This is a genomic window from Amycolatopsis sp. CA-161197 (genome assembly GCF_050942255.1).
In the GTDB taxonomy this organism is placed as follows: Bacteria; Actinomycetota; Actinomycetes; order Mycobacteriales; family Pseudonocardiaceae; genus Amycolatopsis.
The window spans coordinates 4,623,137-4,641,320 of record NZ_CP192059.1 but is presented as its reverse complement, the minus strand read 5'-3'; the positions used below and the strand labels follow the sequence as shown (position 1 = coordinate 4,641,320).

Here is an 18,184-nt window from a genome sequence, read left to right as displayed (position 1 = left end):
GATGACCACCCCAGGAAAGGCCGCGGAGCAGGGAAACCCCTCCGCGGAGGTCGCCGAGGCCGGCACAGTGCCCGGCCCGCAGGCAGTGCCGGCCCCGGCGGCCGGGGCGGAGGAGAAACTCGCCGAGCTCGAGGACCGGTGGCGGCGGGCCGTGGCCGACCTCGACAACGTGCGCAAGCGCCATGCCACGGAGATGCGGCGGGAGGTGGAAGCCGAGAGGGCCAGGGTCGCGGCGGCCTGGCTTCCGGTGCTCGACAACCTCGAACTGGCGCTCGCGCACGCCGAGGCGGACCCGTCGGCCATCGTGCAGGGCGTCCACGCGATCCGGGATCAAGCCGTCCAGCTGCTCGCCGGTCTCGGCTACCCGCGGGACGACGAAACCGATGTCCGGTTCGACCCGAACAGGCATGAGGTCGTCGCCGTCGTCGAGGACCCGGCCACCGAACCGAACACCGTGACCCGGGTGGTGCGCCCCGGCTACGGGACCGACCGGCACCAGCTGCGGCCGACGGCCGTGACGGTGTCCAAGTCACCGGGGTGATGCCCGGTGGCAACCGATTTCTACCAGGCTCTCGGTGTCGCCAAAACGGCGAGCACCGACGAAATCCAGCGGGCATACCGAAAACTGGCGCGGCAGCACCACCCCGACGTGAACTCCGACCCGGGCGCCGAAGAGCGCTTCAAGGAGATCAGCGAGGCCTATCAGGTCCTGTCCGACCCGGAACAGCGCAAAAAGTACGACCGGTTCGGCGCGGATTTCCGCCGCGTGCCCGACGACTTCGACGAGCGGGTGTACGCCAGTGCCGGCGGGCGGGGTGGCGGCCGCGGCCGCTCCACCCGGGCAGGCCCGGGATTCGGCGGCGGGTCCGAGGGCTTCGAAGGCGTCGACCTCGAGGACCTGCTGGGCGGCTTCTTCCGGAGCCGGGGCGCCGGTGGGCCGATCGCCGGCGCCGACCAGGAGGCCGAGCTCGAGCTGACGGTCGAGGAGGCCTACCAGGGCGGGCGACGGCATTTGAGCATCACCGGCGCGGGTGAGCGCGGATACGACGTCGACATCCCGGCCGGTGTACTCGACGGCCAGCGCATCCGGCTCGCCGGTCAGGGCGGGCGGGCGTCCGGGAACGCGGCGCCCGGCGACCTCTACCTCGTGGTACGGATCAAGCCGCACCCTCGCTACCGCCTGTCCGGGCGCGACATCACGGTCGAGCTGCCGGTGTCGCCCTGGGAGGCGGCGCTCGGCGCCACGGTTCCCGTGCTGACCCCCGGCGGTGAGGTGAAGGTGCGAGTCGTGCCCGGCTCGTCGACCGGACGGCGGCTGCGGCTGCGCGGCGAAGGCCTGCCCAACCCCAAGGGCAGGCCGGGCGATCTCTACGCCGAGGTCCGCGTGATGGTGCCGAAGAAGCTCGGCAAGCAGGAGCGCGAGCTCTTCGAAGAGCTCGCCGCGGTGTCCGATTTCGACCCGAGGAGGACCTGATGGCCGAGTACCTGCTCGCCCGTCCCGTCCGGCTCAGCCTCGACACGGTAGCCGCGCGAAGCGGGCTGCATCCGGATCTGATCCGCCGGTTCGTCGCGCTGAGCCTCGTGGACGGCGCCGCCGATGCGAGCGGGCGGCTGTGGTTCGCCCCGTCCGCCGTCGCCACCCTCGCGCGCATCCAGCGCTTGCGCGCGGGCCTTTCCCTCAACTACGCGGCCATCGGGCTCGTGCTCGACCTGCTGGACCGAATCGACGTCCTCGAAGCCCAAGTCAGGAGCCACCGGCGATGGACATGAACAAGCTGACCCAAAAATCGCAGGAAGCCCTGCAGGAGGCCCAGAGCGTGGCGCAGCACCACGGCCACACCGAGACCGACGGTGAGCACCTGCTGCTCGCCCTGCTCGATCAGTCCGACGGCCTGGCGCCCCGGCTGCTCGTGCAGGCCGGCGCGGACGTCGACGGCCTGCGCGAAGCCGTCGAAGGGGAGCTCGCGCGGCGGCCGAAGGTGACCGGCCCCGGCGCCACCCCCGGGCAGGTCTACCTCACTCGCCGCCTCGCCGGCCTGCTCGACGCCGCCGAACGGGACGCCAAGCGGCTCAAGGACGAATACGTCTCCGTCGAACACCTCGTGCTGGCACTCGCCGACGAGGGTGCGAAGTCCGCTGCGGGGCGGCTGCTGACCCAGCACGGCGTGACGCGCGAGTCGTTCTTGACAGCGCTGACCAAGATCCGCGGCAACCAGCGGGTCACCTCCGCTACTCCCGAGGGCGCGTACGAGGCGCTCGAAAAGTACGGCCGGGACCTCGTCGCCGACGCGCGATCAGGCAAGCTCGACCCGGTGATCGGCCGGGACGCCGAGATCCGCCGGGTGGTCCAGATCCTGTCGCGGAAGACGAAGAACAATCCCGTCCTGATCGGCGACCCGGGGGTCGGCAAGACGGCGATCGTCGAGGGCCTCGCCCAGCGGGTCGTGCGCGGCGACGTGCCGGAAGGCCTGCGGGACAAGACGATCTTCTCTCTCGACATGGGCGCGCTCGTCGCCGGGGCGAAGTACCGCGGCGAGTTCGAGGAGCGCCTCAAGGCCGTGCTGGCCGAGGTCAAAGCCGAAGAGGGACGCATCCTGCTCTTCGTCGACGAGCTCCACACGGTCGTCGGGGCCGGCGCCGCCGAAGGCGCGATGGACGCCGGGAACATGCTCAAGCCGATGCTGGCGCGCGGTGAGCTCCACATGATCGGCGCGACGACACTCGACGAGTACCGCAAGCACATCGAGAAGGACGCCGCGCTGGAGCGCCGGTTCCAGCCGATCGTCGTCGACGAACCCTCCGTCGAGGACACCATCTCGATCCTGCGTGGACTGCGGGAGCGGCTCGAGGTGTTCCACGGGGTCAAGATCCAGGACGGCGCGCTGGTCGCCGCCGCGACCATGTCCCACCGCTACATCACCGATCGTTTCCTCCCGGACAAGGCGATCGACCTGGTCGACGAGGCGTGCGCGCGGCTGCGCACGGAGATCGATTCCATGCCCGCCGAACTCGACGAGCTCACCCGGCGAGTCACCCGTCTGGAGATCGAGGAAGCCGCGTTGTCCAAGGAACCCGACAAGGCCAGCAAGGCCCGGTTGGCGGACCTCCACCGGGAACTCGCCGATCTTCGTGCCGAAGCGGACTCGAAGAAGGCCCAGTGGGAAGCCGAGCGTCAGGCGATCCGGCGGGTCCAGCAGCTGCGGTCCGAGCTGGAACGGCTGCGCCACGAAGCCGAGGAAGCGGAACGGAACTACGACCTGAACCGCGCGGCCGAGCTGCGCTACGGCGAGATCACCGAAGCCGAGCGCCGGCTTGCCGCGGAGGAAGAACAGCTGGCGGGCAAGCAGGGCCGGAAGCGGCTGCTGCACGAGGTCGTCACCGACGAGGAGATCGCCGAGATCGTCGCCTCGTGGACCGGGATCCCAGTTTCCCGGTTGCAGGAAGGCGAGCGGGAAAAGCTGCTGCGGCTCGATGAGATCCTGCACGAGCGGGTCATCGGCCAGGACGAGGCCGTCCGGCTGGTCGCCGACGCGATCATCCGGGCGCGTTCGGGTATCCGCGATCCTCGCAAGCCGATCGGGTCGTTCATCTTCCTCGGCCCGACCGGTGTCGGGAAGACCGAACTGGCCAAGACCCTCGCGGCCGCCTTGTTCGACAGCGAGGAAAACATGGTCCGGCTCGACATGAGTGAGTACCAGGAGCGGCACACCGTCTCGAGGCTGCTGGGAGCTCCGCCGGGTTACGTCGGCTACGACGAGGGCGGGCAGCTCACCGAAGCCGTGCGGCGCAAGCCTTACTCGGTAGTTCTGTTCGACGAGATCGAGAAGGCGCACCCGGACGTGTTCAACACGCTGCTCCAGGTGCTCGACGACGGCCGGATCACCGACGCGCAGGGCCGTACCGTCGACTTCCGCAACACGGTGATCATCATGACCTCCAACATCGGCTCGCAGCACCTGCTCGACGGGGTCACCTCCACCGGCGAGATCAAGCCGGATGCCCGGGACGCCGTGCTGGGCGAGCTGCGGCACCACTTCCGGCCGGAGTTCCTCAACCGCGTCGACGACATCGTGCTGTTCACGCCGCTCGGGCCGGCCGAGATCGAGCGGATCGTCGACCTGCAGTTCGACGAGTTGCGCCACCGGCTGGCCGAACAGGGCATCTCGGTCGAGCTCACCGCGCAGGCGAGGAAACTCATCGCCCAGCACGGATTCGATCCCGTGTACGGCGCCCGGCCGCTGCGCCGGTACATCTCCCACGAGGTCGAGACCAAGATCGGCCGCACGCTCCTGCGCGGTGAACCGACCGAGGGGCTGGTGATCACCGTCGACGCCAAGGACGGCGAGCTCGTCGTCACCTACAGCGGGGGCGAAGGGAGGTCCGCGGCATGAGCACCGGCACCGGTAACACCTCCGGCACCACCGGCACGGTCGTCTGCGAACACTGCGGGCACAAGAACCGCCTGCCGGCGGCTGCCGCGGGCAAGCCGACCTGCGGGCACTGCCACGAGCCGCTGCCCTGGATCGTCGACGCCGGCGAGACCGACTTCGCGGAAGTCGCGGAGCAGGCCACGATGCCGGTGCTGGTCGACCTCTGGGCCGCCTGGTGCGGGCCCTGCCGACAGGTCAGCCCCGCGCTGGCCCAGCTCGCACGGGAGCGGGCCGGGAAGGTCAAGCTCGTGAAGGTCGATGTGGACAACGCACCCGGGCTGGCCCAGCGGTTCGACGTGAAGGCCGTGCCGACGCTCATGGTGCTGCGCGGCGGTGAGGTCGTCGCGCGGCAGGCGGGGGCTGCGCCCGTGAACGTGCTGCGCGAGTGGCTCGATCAGGCGCTGGCGCGGGCCGAGAACACCTCCGAGGCCAAGTCGATGAGGGAAGGTGACGTGCGATGACCAGTGTCGTCGACCGGCATCTCGAGTTCGTCCGGGACGTTGGGCCGCGAACCCCGCAGGGTTGCGAGGAGTGCCTGGTCGCCGGCACGCCGTGGCTGCATTTACGGCTGTGCCTGACGTGCGGGCACGTCGGCTGCTGCGACTCGTCGCCGATGAAGCACGCCAGCAAGCACGCCCACGCCATCGGACATCCGATCGTGCGCTCGTTCGAGCCCGGCGAGACCTGGCGCTGGTGCTACGTCGATCAGGCATTCGTATGACCGCCTTGACAGGGATCGACCTCAGCGCGCCGCTGACCGAGACCCCGGATCCGCACGGAGCGTTCCCCTCGCTCACGGACGAGCAGATCCGCACCCTCGGCAAAGGCGGCAAACGCCGTCCGGTCCGGGCGGGCGAGGTGTTGTACGCACAGGGCGAGCCGACATCCGAGTTTTTCGTGATCCTGACCGGCAAGGTCGCCGTGGTGGAAGGAACCGGGCGCGACGCGAAGGTCGTCCGCGTCCACGGACCTCGCCGGTTCCTGGGTGAACTCGGGCTGCTCGAAGGGCAGCCCGCGTTCGTCGGCGCCGTGGCCGTCGAGGCCGGCCAGGTGCTCGCCATCCCGGCAAGCGCGTTGCGGCGCCTGGTGCTCGGCGATCCGGTGCTCGGCGACCTGATCCTGCGTGCCTACCTCGTGCGGCGGACGCTCCTCATCGGATCCGGCACCGGGCTGCGGATCGTCGGCTCCTGCTATACCCCGGACACCAAGCGGCTGCTGGAGTTCGTGGCGCGCAACCGGCTCCCGTACCGGCTGGTCGACGTCGACAAGGACCAGCAAGCCGAAGCGCTCCTGGAGCGCTTCGGCGTTGCCGTCGAGGACACCCCGGTGGTCGTGCTGAACGGCACCGAAGTGCTGCGGAACCCGAGCACCGCCGAGCTGGCCCGGAGAATGGGGCTGCGGCCGCCGGAACCGGAACGCGGTGTGCGGGACTTGCTCGTGGTCGGTGCCGGGCCCGGCGGGCTGGCCGCGGTGGTCTACGGCGCTTCCGACGGGTTGCGGCTGTCGGCGTTCGACGCCCTGGCGCCGGGCGGCCAGGCCGGAACGACGTCCCGCATCGAGAACTACCTCGGCTTCCCGCCGGGGATCTCCGGCGCGGAGCTGGCCGAGCGATCGGTGATCCAGGCGGCCAAGTTCGGGGCTCGAGTCGCCGTCCCGGCCGAAGCGCGCACCCTCGAACCACGCGCCGGCCGCTACGTCGTCGGATTCGACGACGGCATCGAGATCGTTTCCCGTGCCGTCGTGATCGCCACCGGTGCTCGCTACCGCAGGCTCGTCATACCTGGCATCGAGACATTCGAAGCGACCAGCGTCTACTACGCCGCGACTCTGCACGAAGCGCGTCGATGCCTCGCCACCCCCGTCGCAGTGGTCGGTGGCGGCAACTCGGCCGGCCAGGCGGCGGTCTTCCTCGCGGAGGGTTCGCCGGTGGTCCACCTGGTCGTGCGCGGCGGCGATCTCGCTGTGAACATGTCCCGCTATCTCGTCGACCAGGTCGAACAGCATCCGCGGATCACCGTGCTCAAGCACACCGAAGTCCGCGAGCTCGTCGGCGGCGACAGCCTCGAATCCCTGGTCGTCGAGGACAACCGCACCCGCGAGCGCCGCGTCCTCGACGCCCGTGCGCTCTTCGTCTTCATCGGGGCTTCCCCGCACACCGCCTGGCTTTCGGGGATGGTCGCCCTGGACGAGGACGGGTTCGTGCTCACCGGTGCGGACGCCGAGGGGCACCGGGACCCCGACGTGTGGCGCGGGGTTCAGCGCCCGCCGCTGGTGCTGGAGACGAGCAGGCCGGGCGTGTTCGCTGTGGGCGACGTGCGCCACGGCTCGGTCAAACGAGTGGCCTCGGCGGTCGGGGAAGGCGCCATGGCCGTCCGGTTCGTACACGAACATCTCTCGATGGAGGCCTGATGCCGGTCATGGGCGCGGCAAGGTTCGAACGGTTCTTCCGGGTGGCCGCGAGCCTGAATGTCGACAAGAGCGATCTGAAACGGTACGACGAGTTCTTGGACCGCAAGATCTACGACCTCTTCGTAGTCGCCAAGGCCACGGCCAAGGCCAACGGGCGGGACGTCATCGAACCGAGGGACCTGCCGATCACCAAGGGGCTGCAGGAGTGCATGCACGAGTTCCTCAACATGGAAGACGACCTGGAAGTGGTGCCGCTGATCGAGCAGCTCCTGAGGCGTCCCCCGCTCGAGATCGCGATCGCCGAAGACACCGAGGCACGGCTCCCGGCCATCGCCGGCGGCCTCAGCGTGGCTCTCGCGCAGGCGTTCAAGATCATCGCCCCGCGGGTCAAGAACCCCGGCTCCGCCGAGTGGGAACAAGTCTTCCGGATGTTCGAACTGCTCCTCTGAAAGGGCGTCAGGCATGGTCAACGGACTCTCACGCAACCTCGATCAGCCGGCGTACGTGGCCGCGTTCGCCGAGCTGCAACGCCTCACCGGACAGGCGCGTGGCGCACCGGCCGAGGCCGCCCACACCACGGGGGATCTAACGGTCACCTCGACGATGCGGGGCGAGCGCTACACAGTCGTCACGATCGGTGGTTCGATCGACGCGCGGGCGCTGCGCCTACTGTCCGCTCACTTCGCCGGACTGCTCCACGCCGGTACCCGGCACCTGGTGGTCGATCTGTCCCAGGTCAAGGAGGTGGACGACAGCCTGTTCGGACTCATGCACAAGGTGGAGGACAGGCTAACGGCGCTCAACGGCCTGTTCGAGCTGACCGGGCTCGCGCCGCCCGTGCTGTACGCAATGGACGACGCCCTGCTGGCCGGAGTCTTTTCCTGGCACCGCGCCGTCATCGAGGACCCGAGACCGCGTGCCGCACTGTGGTCGGCATTGCGCTGCCCGCAAGGGCTCGAGAACGTCGCGGAGCCCGGATCCGCGGACCGGCACCGGACTTTCATCGACACGGCCGCCCACGGCCGCGGCGAGCGATGGGGGAAGCGCAGGTGAGAGCTGCTGCCGAACGACCGAAACGAGTACGTGGCTTCGGATGCTCAGAGTCGGCCTGCTCCTGTGGACAATGTCCGCGGTCGTCACCTACCTGACCGGAAACCCCAACCTCATCCCCACCCTGGTGCTGCTCGGCAGCTTCCTGGTGCCGGTGACCTTCGTGGCGTGGGCGTTCGAGCACCGGGACTCCGGCGAGATCACCGCCGAACTCGTGTTCCGCATGTTCACAGTCGGCGGTGTTCTCGGCGTGCTCGGCGCGTCGGTGCTGGAAACATACCTGCTGTACCCGTCGCCGTGGCTGTACGTCGGCGTCGGACTCATCGAGGAAGCGGTCAAGCTGGCCGCGCTCGCCCTGCTGACGAGGCGCTTGGCCGTGAAGTCCGTGCGCGATGGGTTGATCCTGGGTGCCGCGGTCGGGTTCGGGTTCGCCGCCTTGGAGTCGGCCGGGTTCGCGCTGACCGCGCTGTTCACCTCTCAGGGACTGTCTCTGGCGAACTTGGTGACCACCGAACTGTTGCGCGGGCTCCTCGCCCCGGTCGGCCACGGGCTGTGGACCGCGGTTCTCGGCGGGCTCCTGTTCGCGTGGAGCACCCGCGACCATTTCGTCCTCACCGCCCGGCTCGCACTGGCCTACCTGGGCGTTTCGCTGCTGCACGCGCTGTGGGACTCGATGTCCGTGATTTCCCTGTACATCACGCTGCTGCTGACCGGTCAGCCGTGGCAGTACGACCTGCTGGCGCGCGGCCTGCCGGCCGCTCCGACCGGCACCCAGGTCGGGTTGTACACGACGCTGACCTGGGTGGGCCAGGGCCTGATCGCGGCGACCGGGGTGGTGTGGCTGCTGGTGCTGGTCGTGCGGGCACGCCGGGAGCGGCAGGGCACGCGACCGGCACTGACCTACCGCGTGGCGACGTCCCGGCATCCGGCTCTTCCGTTCTGACCCGCTGTCCGAGCCAATAGCCGAGCTCGCTGCCGGGCCGGGTGATTTGGCCGGCGCCACCCGGGGAATCCGACGGGTACCGATGAGCGAGGTGAAACGGATGAAGGCACCACGCCAGGTGGCCGTCGGAGTGCTGGCCGACGAAGGGCTACCGGAGCAGGTGATCACGACGATCGCCGACGACCTGCCCGGGATATTCGCCGCCCAGGTGAGCGAGAAGACGCGATGGCGGGTGGCGGACCAGGTGGAGCAGTTGCCGCTGGACGAAAACGATGACCTCCCGATGCGCACCTTGTTACAGCGGCACCGGCAAGACCAGCGCTGGGACCTGCTGGTCCTGATCACCGATCTGCCCCGGCGCGCAGGGACGAAACCCGTCGTCGCGGGAATCGACGTCGAGCACCAGTCGCGATGATCTCGCTGCCCGCGCTCGGCGCCGTCCTAGTGCGTCACCGGGCACGGGCGTTGCTCATCCGCGTGATGCGGCAGCTGGTGTCGCGGCTCGGAATCGACGCGGATCACGGCCGAGTGGCTTACACGGAAATCGTGACAGGGCCCCGCCCGGGATATCGCTGCCGCACGGCCGCACCTCGACCGCCTCATCGGCCGCGCAACGTCTATATTCGGGAGGACCACCTTCTGGTGACGTTGACGGGCTTGCTTCACGAAGACGGACAGGCCCACGACCGCAGCCCGCGCGAGATACGTGAGGACCTTCGAAACCGCGGATTGGCGGTCTTATGCGGTCGCGAGACTCGCGAACTTCGGCCGGCCGTCGCGCAACACGTCGCCTGCCCGCCACGACCACCGAATCAGCTCACCCTCGAATTGGACTGCAGTCACCACGCGGGCACGGCACCGGAGCACCGGACAGCGGCCGTCGACGAGCATCACCGCACATTCCCTGCAACCGGCGAGCGACCGATATCATCAGGCGGTGGCAGCCGTGGACCGATATAGAAGTACCCCACGGATCTGAAGATTCGTGGGGTAAAGGAGTGTCCGAGACGATCTTGCACGCTAGCCACAACGCTCCGGATCCCCGGCTGACGTGCAGGTTCTCACTTGTCGACCCCGAAGCCACCCCACGCCCCATGGGTAATTGAGTTTCCGACACGATAACTACAACACTGGCCGCTATCGAGAAGTTCGCCCGCTGACAAGTCGCCACCTCGCCCGGCAGGGCGGGGTGGCGATCCGGTCGATCGTGTTGTTGTCGCAGTCGATCTCGACCCTGACCGGGACGACGTAGCGGACCCGGCGCCGGCCAGGAAGCGCCCGCGTCGCGACCCGGACGGCGACGTCGACTTGGACGGCTGAGCGTCCCGGCGTAACGTCGAGTTTATGTCGTTTCGGGACGGCCAGTACCGGTCCGGTCCGCAGTCGGCCGAGCTATTGGTGAAGACGCGGCGCACTGGACTCGGCTCGCGCGTCGGGCACGATCTCACGATCGAGGCGTCAGAGTGGGTTGCCGCCGTGTCGGTGAACACGGCGGACCCCGCGCTGTCCTCGGTCTTGGTCGACGTCGTCGCCGGCTCGCTGCGGGTGCGGTCCGGAAGCGGCGGAATCAAACCGCTCACCGACTCCGACCGCGCCGAGATCGAGAAAAACATTCGGACGAAGATTCTGCACACCGACCGATATCACGCAATCACGTTCCACTCGACGCGAGTCATTCAAGATGGCGAATCGCTCACCGTCGACGGCAATCTGACCATCATGGACCAGTCACACCCGATCACCGTGCTGGCCACGGTCAGCGACGACCGCAGGATTCGAGGCGGCGCAACCATAGTCCAGACACAATGGGGCATCAAACCCTATTCGGCGTTTTTCGGGGCGCTGAAGCTGGCAAACGAGGTCGCAATCGAGTTCGACGCGGAACTCACCGCGCTCTAGCCACGCAGAATCATCAGGCCGGCCGCCGCTCGCCGAAATGCAGCATACTGGGTGCCGGCTGAGCGCGGTGGTCGTGGACAGTGGCCAGGCTGGCCCGGCAGGCGCTCACAATCTGGCGAGTGGCAATGCCCTTGGGGGTGCGGCGGCAGCGCGGGCAAGCCATTGTCACGTCGCCAGTGAGCTCGTCGATAGCCACCGTGACTGCGCACTGACAGTCACGGCACCAGCGATGACCCGTGACTGGGCTGGCGTGCTCGGGGGAGGCGATGCACTGATGGATCCACCGGCGGTGGGCGGGGCAGGTCAGCCGCTCGAACGGGGACAGGCCGGTCTCGACGGCGGCGTCTTCGGCGGCCAGCTTCGCGGCCAGGCTGCGGTCGGCCAGGTCCGCATAGCGGCGGCTGGCGGACGCGGCCGCGCGATGCTGGGCTATCAGGGACACGACAGCGTCGGCCCGCCGGTGGACAGAGGGCCGGGTCTCGCCGCCGGTCGGCGTGGTCGCCGGAACGAAGGTCTGCTGGAACATCATCGCCCTTTCCTGCGAGAACAAGGCCGGTCAGGACCTCGCTCCTGAGCCACGCACGCCATTGGTCGCTGTCTGAGGTCAAGCCTCGCTCACCAACCCGGGTATGTCGTCACAGCAGGCAACCATCTTGGCGTAGCTGCTCGCCGGGGCTGCGCGATACCAGCTACCAGGAAGCGGCACAGCTGGCTCAAACTTTGTCGCGCTGACTCATTCCCCCTGGCAGCGGCGCATCGTGGTCGTCCGGAATTCCCCGGGGGATGGTCAGCGCGGAAAGCGCGCCGGCGGCAGCCGCGACGGCGAACGCCACCCGGAACCCGTCGGCCCTGGGTACGGACACTGGCCCCACCTGGACGGTGAGCGTGGCTAAGGGCTGTCTCGTAACTGGTGTTGTGGTTGGTGGGGCTGGTGGTGCGGTCAGCCGGCGAGGATGATGTTGTGCAGGTGCGCGATTGCGGACACCGTGTCGGCGAGTGTGCTCGCGGCGCGGCGGTAGTCGCGAAGGATCTTGAAGTTCTTCATCCGGGACAGAACGTGCTCGACGCGGGCTGGGACCTTGCGGTGGGTGGCGTTGAGGTCTTGCTTCCAGCCCGGCAACTCGCCCCCGTCACGGGGTTTGCGATAAGGCATGACCACGTCGGGGGTGCCTTGGTAACCGCCGTCAGCCATGACCGGCCGGTCGGCGAGTTGTTCGGCGATGCCGGAGTCGCGGTAGACGGTGCAGTCGTTGCGGCCGCCCGGCTGTGGGGCGCCGGTGGCGCTCACCAGCCGGGTGTCGGCATCGATCGCGACCTGCACATTCGTGGAGTAGCGGTAGTTCTTCGACGGGGTGGCCAGCCGGTGATCCCGGGTCGGGACCAGAGTGCCGTCCACGATCGCCACCGCGTCGATCCGGCGTTTACGGACCGGCGCCAGTGCCAGCAACGGGCCGATCGTGTCGCTTCCCCCGGTGCGCTGCGGAAGGCAATACCCCGAACAGCGGCCCGATCTGACGCATCGTCAGGTTCGTCCGCCAGTAGGTCGCGACCAGCAGAACCCGGTCTGCCAGCGGCAATGCCCACTGCCGGCCAGGGCTACCGTCCGCGATCTCGTCCCCGCCCCGCTTCGCGACCAACCGCACCAGCTTCCGGAACTGCCCCGGCTCCAACCCGGTAAACGGGACAATCCACTCCGGCCGCGATGCTGTGATCACCTGCACCACGACAACATGATCACCGACCGGCCCAGCGAGACCGAGACCGGGTTACGAGACATCCCTTAGTAAGCTAACGACCCACCGGCCGCATTTGGCGCCACGACGACCGGCCTGAGCGAGCCGTGCTCGACGAACGCCACCGGTCGCCCGTGATCGGTCGCGCGGAACCGGTTCGGACGGCGGTCCACCGCGACGGACCTTGCTCCGCAGCACAGCCGCACGGAAACGCTCGGCTGGGAGTCCCAGCCGAGCGTTTCGCCACTGTCGGTCGACACCGAACGAAGTCCGGCCTCGCTGAAACCCCTCCGCAGGTCAGGACGTGACCGCGCACTGTCCGCGATCGGCCCTCACCGGGCCTTCGCTCGTCGGGCGCACGTCGAAATCGAAGATTTCGGTGGGCACGTAGAGCGTGCAACACGCGTTGGGGATGTCCACGATGCCGCTGATCCGGCCTTCGATGGGCGCCGAACCGAGCAGCAGGTAGGCCTGTTCACCGGTGAAGCCCCACTTCTTGAAGTACTCCACCGCGTTCAGGGCCGCATTGCGGTAGGCCATGGTCGCGTCGAGGTAGAGGTTCTCGTCGGTCTCCCGGTCCACTGAGACGCCCACGAACGAGAGGAACTCGGAATAACGGGGTTCGACGTTTCCCGGCATGAACACCGGATTCGTGGTGATGCCGTACTTCTCCATGCCGCCTTTGATGAGGTCGACGTGGAAGTCGATGTACCCGCCCATCTCGATGGCGCCACAGAAGGTGATCTCGCCGTCGCCCTGGCTGAAGTGCAGATCTCCGCCGGAGAACTTGGCGTCGTCGACGTAGACCGGGTAGAAGACGCGCGATCCCCGGGTGAAGTTCTTGATGTCGTGGTTCCCGCCGTTCTCCCGGGCCGGCACCGTGCGGGCGCCCTCGCGGGCGATGTGGTCCGCGGTCGACCCGTCGGCCGTTCCGGCGAGGGTCCCGTCGAGCAACGGCGGCAGGCCCAGCGGCGGTACGCGGTCGGGCTCGCGGTCGACCAGCGCCCGCTCCCTGCGGTTCCACCGCTGGAGCAGCTCGGCCGAAGGCGCGGTGCCGAAGAGGCCGGGGTGGGTGATTCCGGTGTACCGGATGCCCGGCAGGTGGCGCGAGGTGGCCTGCTGACCGTGGAAGTCCCAGATCGCCTTGTAGGCGTCGGGGAAGTAGTCGGTCAGGAACCCGCCGCCGTTGGCCTTGGCGAACACCCCGGTGTAGCCCCAGCCCTGCCCCGGCGCGTCGCCGGTCTCCTGCGGAACCGGGCCGAGGTCGAGGATGTCGACGACGAGCAGGTCTCCGGGTTGGGCACCCTCGACGCCGATGGGACCGCTGAGCATGTGGCAGCGTGACAGGTCGACGTCCCGCACGTCGTTGGCCGAGTCGTTGTTGCCGAGCTGGGCGTCGGTCCATTCCCGGCACTCCACGCGGAACTCCTGCCCGGGACGGACCATCGCGGCGACCGGTACGTCCGGATGCCACCGGTTGTGGCCCGGCACCGCCTGATCGCGCATGGATTTTGTCTGGTCGACGCTGAACACTACTTCTGGCATGCGAATTCTCCTCTGTTTGCGGGCCCTTGACGATTCGCCCGCCGTTCTCGGGTCAGTACCTGTGAACCTCCCGGTCATATTCGGCGACGTTCGGCAGAAAAACCGACGCCTGGATTTACGAAAAACCTGATTTCGCCGACGATATGAAATTCTGCAAAAAGACCTTCGCTGTTCGGCGATCCGTACCCACGCCCTGAGGCAAGCATCGACGACTCCGGCCGGCGCTGATCGCCGTTGCGGTTGCGGTCGCCACACCGACTGCTTGCGGGCTACTTTCCGTGACGGCCCGGGCGGACTCACGAGGACGTTCGGCCACTCCCGAGACCAGGACGGCACTGGCCCGACGCCGCATCTCGAACGGGATCGCGCTGTGCGCAGCGTATTCGCACGTCGCGCAGGGATGTCAAGGGCAACGAAAAACCACGCTCCGGCTTGACTTAAGGTATATCGTTTCGTTATCTTGCCTCGTCTTGCACCGGCTGCCCGTTACGGGCGTCGAACCAATGCTGATCAAGAAAACGATGGAGCGTCGTGGAAGCGAAGTCCGACGACGACGGCTCGATGGAGTTCGTCGTCCTCACCGCGTGGGAATGCGCCAGCTGCGAGGTCGCCGGGCGGACTCCGCCGGGGGCGGCGGTCGAGTGCTGGAGTTGCGGCGGCTCGGTCGTGATCACCGCACGGCCCAGCATCCGGCGCTTGGCCGGGTAGCCGCACGCGGCTCCACCTGCGGTTTCGTCCGCGACCCGCGAGGCCCTGTCTGTCGCCCCGAGAACCCGAGTTGACTGGCCTTCCGAACGGCACCTGCGCGACCTGCTCGGCGTGGCGCGGTTCACAAGTCGGCCTACGCCTCGCACGTGATGACGCTGGTCGACCTGCCCTGGCGCTCGGCCAAGGCCAGTACCCGGCTGCAGTCGTTGCGGGCGTGGGGCAACCGAGGCCCGGTGCCCCACGACCTCCTCGGCGTGCGGTGGGACCCGACGCCGACGCCTGACTTCACGACGCTGGTGCCCAAGGCGTTGGAAGGTGATCTCAACTCGCGGGCAACGCTGCAGGTGGCCGGCGGCATCGCGCTGGTCACCGACAAGCTTCTGATGAGCAACCGCGGGTCGGCCGCCAGCAGTGGTGAAGTCCCCTTCCGGGCCAACGTGAATGACGTCGTCGACAACCTCGGACCTCACCGGCGCCGAGAACGGCCTCGATGACCTCACCACGCTCGGCGACACCGACGGGGCACTGCACCCGTTGCTGGTCGACACCGAGACCTGGAGCCGTCTCACCGGGATCACCTGGTCGGGGACCGTCAAGCCGGGCCACGCCCATCGATCCCCGCGAGTTCTCGTGCCATGATCTGAGGAACGCGGTTTCTGCTACACGGTTCCCTTGCCACTATTGGATGGTCGCGACGGTCCCCAGGTCTCACCAGAAGAGGTGCGTTCGTTCGCCAGCGCAGAACCGGCGCGCGGCGACGAACAGCCGCAGGTAGAGCTGATCGAGTTTGAGGTAGTTGGCAATGAGGTCGGCGGTGGTCAAGGTGGCCTCGCTGTATCAGAGGCCGGTGTCGGTTCGGGTGGCGTAGCGTGCGGGCACGCTGTCGCTGTCGGCAAGCCTGATCGCGTCGTCCAAATCGATGTCCACCAGGCCGGATACCTGGGCCTCAGCGAGCGGGATGTCCTCCAACGCCACGTCGAGGGGGATCAGGTGCCAGTGTTGGAACTCGCGTTCGATGTAGTCGGGGGCGAAGGTGACGGCGGTCGGCCGCAGGCCGATCGGGTGCAGGTCGCCGTAAGCGACGGGAGCCCCAGCTCCTCGTGAACCTCCCGCACACCGTCGGGAATGGTTTCGCCGGCCTGGTAATGGCCGCCGACGGTGATGTCGGCGTAGTCGGGCCGGTCGAAGCTGTACCAGCGCGGAGCTTTCTTCTGGAGGAGCACGCGCTGGGTGGTGGGGTTGATCCCGAGCGCGGAGAAGGTGCGATGCCACAGACCCTTGGCGTGGGCGGTCTTCTTGTCCTCGGTGCGGCGCAGCTCGGCGATGAAGTCGGCGATCTTGCCGCCCGCTCGGACTTCCCATCGCCGCCTCGCGACTGGCCGGTGGGTCGGGTCGCTTGCTGCTCAAGGGCAACTCGGCTACGCCAACCAGGCGAATCCGGAAGTTCGGCGCACCGCGAGGTCGTGACTCGCTCGGGCAGCCGTAACGCGCGCCGGCGGTCAACCGACATCCCTGAGCACAACTACGCGAAGGGGACCAGACCAAACAATGGCCAACTCGAACGGCAAGCCGCCGCGGCCCTCGCGGCTTGAGACCGCGACCAGCGGCGGGTTTTACTCGGCGACGCTCGTTGGCTCGTACTTCCACTCCGACGCCAAGCGCGGCTGGCAGGGCTGCGTAGTCGCCGAACCCACACCAGGCACCTACCTGGTCGAGCTGTTCAGCTGGGTCATGGGTGAGTCGACGGACCAGCAGCTCGTCCGACTCAGTGAGATGTCCGACTGGCGCTTCTACGACGATGCCGAGTGGCTGCGGAACTCTGCAGACGCAGCAAGGAGCCGCTGGGATAGGGAGCGCGAGTCGGCCGAATAACAATTCGAACATATGATCTAACGTAGGCGATGTCCGGCGGACGGACGGAGAAGTTCCAAGGGCCACCAAAGTACCGGGTTTTCTAGATTCAGCCCTGGGCGCGCACCGTCTTGCAGAGTCCGCCGGATACCCGCACGTTCGGGTCACCCCCTGGTCAGCCGATCACGCGGGACAGGGACCCTGTACCCCTTGTAGCCGTAGTCCGCCGCAGCCCCTGCACTCGACGCCCGATACATCCACCGCCAACAGGCGCGAGGACGGCGGGGGCGCGCAGCATTGCCAGACTTCGTGATCATGAGGGCGATCAACGCCGGGTCGGCGAGACTACGCCGGCGGTGGCGCGAACGAAGGGGCACCTGGTGGTGGGCGATCGTCGTGATCGTCGTGCCGGTCGCAGGGATTGCAGCTGCCGCCGTCACGGCCCTGCTGACGTTCGTCACCCCCGGGAGTCCCCAGAATCAGATCGAGCTGATCAAGACCGGACTGACTGTCGGCGCCGGCACTGGCGGCGTCGTCGCACTCGTGCTCAATGGCCGCCGACAATGGTCCACCGAGCACGACGCAACCGAACGGCGCCTGACCGATCTCTACCTCAAGGCGATCGAGCAGCTCGGCTCAGACCACGCCGCCGTCCGAAACGGCGGTCTGCGCGCCCTCGAACGCGTCGCACAGGACAACCCCGAGCAGCGCCAGACCGTCGTCGACGTAATCTGTAACTACCTGCAAGCCCCGTACAACTCAGGCAGCGCGCCGGACAGGGCACGGCGACTTGGCGTACGACGGCCATTGCTCCCTACGGACGCCAGAAAGCGCACGACGCCTACTGTCCGGACGTCGCCACCGCCCGAGCGTCCTTTCGGCGAAGCCGTCGCGGCGCATCAGCAGGAGCGCGAAGTTCGACTGACCGCCCAGCGCATCCTCGCCCGACATCTCCGCAAACCAGTCGATCTGCGACATCCACCTGCCACCTACTGGAACGACATCGACCTCAACCTGACCGGCGCAACCCTCATCGACTTCGACCTTCGCGATACTAAACTCGCTAGTGCCACCTTCAACGGAGCGAGCTTCGCCCAGGATGCGAACTTCGACGGGGCCAGTTTCTCCGGAAGAGTCAGCTTTAACGAAGCGAGCTTCGCTGGTGCGTCAGCGCGGAAGTCAGGACGAAGCCCGACGCCTTGCCCGCCCGCGGCCGCAAGCCCTGCAAGACCAACTGACGAAGCCACTGACTCCGGCCACACACTACGACCGAAGATCCATGGGCTCAGACTCTCTTCAAGAACAAGAGGACCGCACGACGAGTGAGGGCGCAGAGACATTTTCATGGTGCCCTTTATGGACCAGGCCGGACACCCGCGTGTCGTTGCCCTCACGCTCTCGCCGAGCGACCGTCGTCGCATCGCACGGCCACGATCGCGCATGTCCCCGGCGCGAGCGGGCGGCAGGCCGCCACAGTCTGCGGTGGACAGCCACCAACGTGAATTTCGGCCAACTCGACAATTTCAGCTCGAGTACTATCCACATCTTCCGCGGAAAATGAATCAAAAGTTCGCTCTGTCGAGACCCCCCAGCGCAGGCCGGTCCACGCGGCGGCG

20 protein-coding genes and 1 pseudogene are annotated in these 18,184 nt (G+C 67.8%); 16 read left to right on the top strand and 5 right to left on the bottom strand.

Translation table 11 applies throughout. The features are described from left to right. Window position 1: 1 nt before the first annotated feature. From ACQPXB_RS22120 to ACQPXB_RS22065, 12 genes are all read left to right on the top strand, one after another. Entirely contained in the window at window positions 2–541 is a 540-nt protein-coding gene (locus ACQPXB_RS22120) for a nucleotide exchange factor GrpE (protein ID WP_432855333.1), read from the top strand. 6 nt (window positions 542–547) lie between these two features. Next, window positions 548–1,474, top strand: coding sequence for a DnaJ C-terminal domain-containing protein (locus ACQPXB_RS22115; protein ID WP_432855330.1), 927 nt, complete (start codon window positions 548–550; stop codon window positions 1,472–1,474). Then, window positions 1,474–1,770: a chaperone modulator CbpM gene (locus ACQPXB_RS22110; protein ID WP_366585179.1), complete on the top strand. Its 297-nt coding sequence runs from the start codon at window positions 1,474–1,476 to the stop codon at window positions 1,768–1,770. The genes ACQPXB_RS22115 and ACQPXB_RS22110 overlap by 1 nt, the downstream gene beginning before the upstream one ends. Beyond that, on the top strand, window positions 1,761–4,391 hold the full coding sequence (gene clpB, locus ACQPXB_RS22105; RefSeq protein ID WP_432855325.1) for an ATP-dependent chaperone ClpB: 2,631 nt from the start codon (window positions 1,761–1,763) through the stop codon (window positions 4,389–4,391). The genes ACQPXB_RS22110 and clpB overlap by 10 nt, the downstream gene beginning before the upstream one ends. Next, entirely contained in the window at window positions 4,388–4,891 is a 504-nt protein-coding gene (trxA, locus tag ACQPXB_RS22100) for a thioredoxin (protein ID WP_432855322.1), read from the top strand. Before clpB ends, trxA begins: the two co-directional genes overlap by 4 nt. Then, entirely contained in the window at window positions 4,888–5,151 is a 264-nt protein-coding gene (locus ACQPXB_RS22095; protein ID WP_366585173.1) for a ubiquitin carboxyl-terminal hydrolase 14, read from the top strand. Before trxA ends, ACQPXB_RS22095 begins: the two co-directional genes overlap by 4 nt. Beyond that, complete coding sequence (locus ACQPXB_RS22090; protein ID WP_432855319.1) at window positions 5,148–6,839, top strand: FAD-dependent oxidoreductase; 1,692 nt, start codon at window positions 5,148–5,150, stop codon at window positions 6,837–6,839. Before ACQPXB_RS22095 ends, ACQPXB_RS22090 begins: the two co-directional genes overlap by 4 nt. Continuing rightward, window positions 6,839–7,288: a DUF1931 family protein gene (locus ACQPXB_RS22085; RefSeq protein WP_366585169.1), complete on the top strand. Its 450-nt coding sequence runs from the start codon at window positions 6,839–6,841 to the stop codon at window positions 7,286–7,288. Before ACQPXB_RS22090 ends, ACQPXB_RS22085 begins: the two co-directional genes overlap by 1 nt. 55 nt (window positions 7,289–7,343) lie before the next feature. Then, window positions 7,344–7,892 carry an STAS domain-containing protein gene (locus ACQPXB_RS22080; protein WP_366585167.1) on the top strand — a complete coding sequence of 183 codons (549 nt, stop codon included), beginning with the start codon at window positions 7,344–7,346 and terminating at the stop codon, window positions 7,890–7,892. A gap of 40 nt (window positions 7,893–7,932) precedes the next feature. Then, window positions 7,933–8,832 carry a PrsW family intramembrane metalloprotease gene (locus tag ACQPXB_RS22075; protein ID WP_432855314.1) on the top strand — a complete coding sequence of 300 codons (900 nt, stop codon included), beginning with the start codon at window positions 7,933–7,935 and terminating at the stop codon, window positions 8,830–8,832. Between the two features lie 82 nt (window positions 8,833–8,914). Then, window positions 8,915–9,247 carry a hypothetical protein gene (locus ACQPXB_RS22070; RefSeq protein WP_432855311.1) on the top strand — a complete coding sequence of 111 codons (333 nt, stop codon included), beginning with the start codon at window positions 8,915–8,917 and terminating at the stop codon, window positions 9,245–9,247. Window positions 9,248–10,176: 929 nt separating this feature from the next. Beyond that, window positions 10,177–10,731 carry a YceI family protein gene (locus ACQPXB_RS22065; protein ID WP_432855308.1) on the top strand — a complete coding sequence of 185 codons (555 nt, stop codon included), beginning with the start codon at window positions 10,177–10,179 and terminating at the stop codon, window positions 10,729–10,731. Between the two features lie 13 nt (window positions 10,732–10,744). Here the strand turns inward: ACQPXB_RS22065 and ACQPXB_RS22060 are convergent, their stop codons facing one another. From ACQPXB_RS22060 to fmdA, 3 genes and pseudogenes are all read right to left on the bottom strand, one after another. Continuing rightward, complete coding sequence (locus tag ACQPXB_RS22060; RefSeq protein ID WP_432855305.1) at window positions 10,745–11,260, bottom strand: hypothetical protein; 516 nt, start codon at window positions 11,258–11,260, stop codon at window positions 10,745–10,747. 411 nt (window positions 11,261–11,671) lie between these two features. Continuing rightward, window positions 11,672–12,452, bottom strand: a pseudogene (locus tag ACQPXB_RS22055) (transposase family protein). Between the two features lie 309 nt (window positions 12,453–12,761). Next, complete coding sequence (gene fmdA / locus ACQPXB_RS22050) at window positions 12,762–14,009, bottom strand: formamidase (protein WP_366585157.1); 1,248 nt, start codon at window positions 14,007–14,009, stop codon at window positions 12,762–12,764. A 531-nt stretch (window positions 14,010–14,540) separates the two neighbouring features. Here fmdA and ACQPXB_RS22045 point away from each other — a divergent pair. Both ACQPXB_RS22045 and ACQPXB_RS22040 read left to right on the top strand, forming a co-directional pair. Further along, window positions 14,541–14,717, top strand: a complete 177-nt coding sequence (locus tag ACQPXB_RS22045) for a hypothetical protein (protein WP_366585155.1) — start codon at window positions 14,541–14,543, stop codon at window positions 14,715–14,717. 149 nt (window positions 14,718–14,866) lie between these two features. After that, window positions 14,867–15,211, top strand: a complete 345-nt coding sequence (locus tag ACQPXB_RS22040) for a hypothetical protein (RefSeq protein WP_432855301.1) — start codon at window positions 14,867–14,869, stop codon at window positions 15,209–15,211. A gap of 343 nt (window positions 15,212–15,554) precedes the next feature. On the opposite strand, the gene ACQPXB_RS22035 is transcribed toward ACQPXB_RS22040, so the two are convergent. Further along, on the bottom strand, window positions 15,555–15,692 hold the full coding sequence (locus ACQPXB_RS22035) for a hypothetical protein (protein ID WP_432855298.1): 138 nt from the start codon (window positions 15,690–15,692) through the stop codon (window positions 15,555–15,557). A gap of 11 nt (window positions 15,693–15,703) precedes the next feature. After that, the gene (locus ACQPXB_RS22030; protein WP_432855295.1) at window positions 15,704–15,940 is read right to left on the bottom strand and encodes a hypothetical protein; all 237 of its coding nucleotides are present in this window, start codon (window positions 15,938–15,940) and stop codon (window positions 15,704–15,706) included. Between the two features lie 325 nt (window positions 15,941–16,265). On the opposite strand from ACQPXB_RS22030, the gene ACQPXB_RS22025 reads away from it, so the two are divergent. Continuing rightward, entirely contained in the window at window positions 16,266–16,589 is a 324-nt protein-coding gene (locus tag ACQPXB_RS22025; RefSeq protein WP_432855293.1) for a hypothetical protein, read from the top strand. A 294-nt stretch (window positions 16,590–16,883) separates the two neighbouring features. Further along, window positions 16,884–17,894, top strand: a complete 1,011-nt coding sequence (locus ACQPXB_RS22020; protein WP_432855290.1) for a pentapeptide repeat-containing protein — start codon at window positions 16,884–16,886, stop codon at window positions 17,892–17,894. Window positions 17,895–18,184 lie beyond the last annotated feature (290 nt).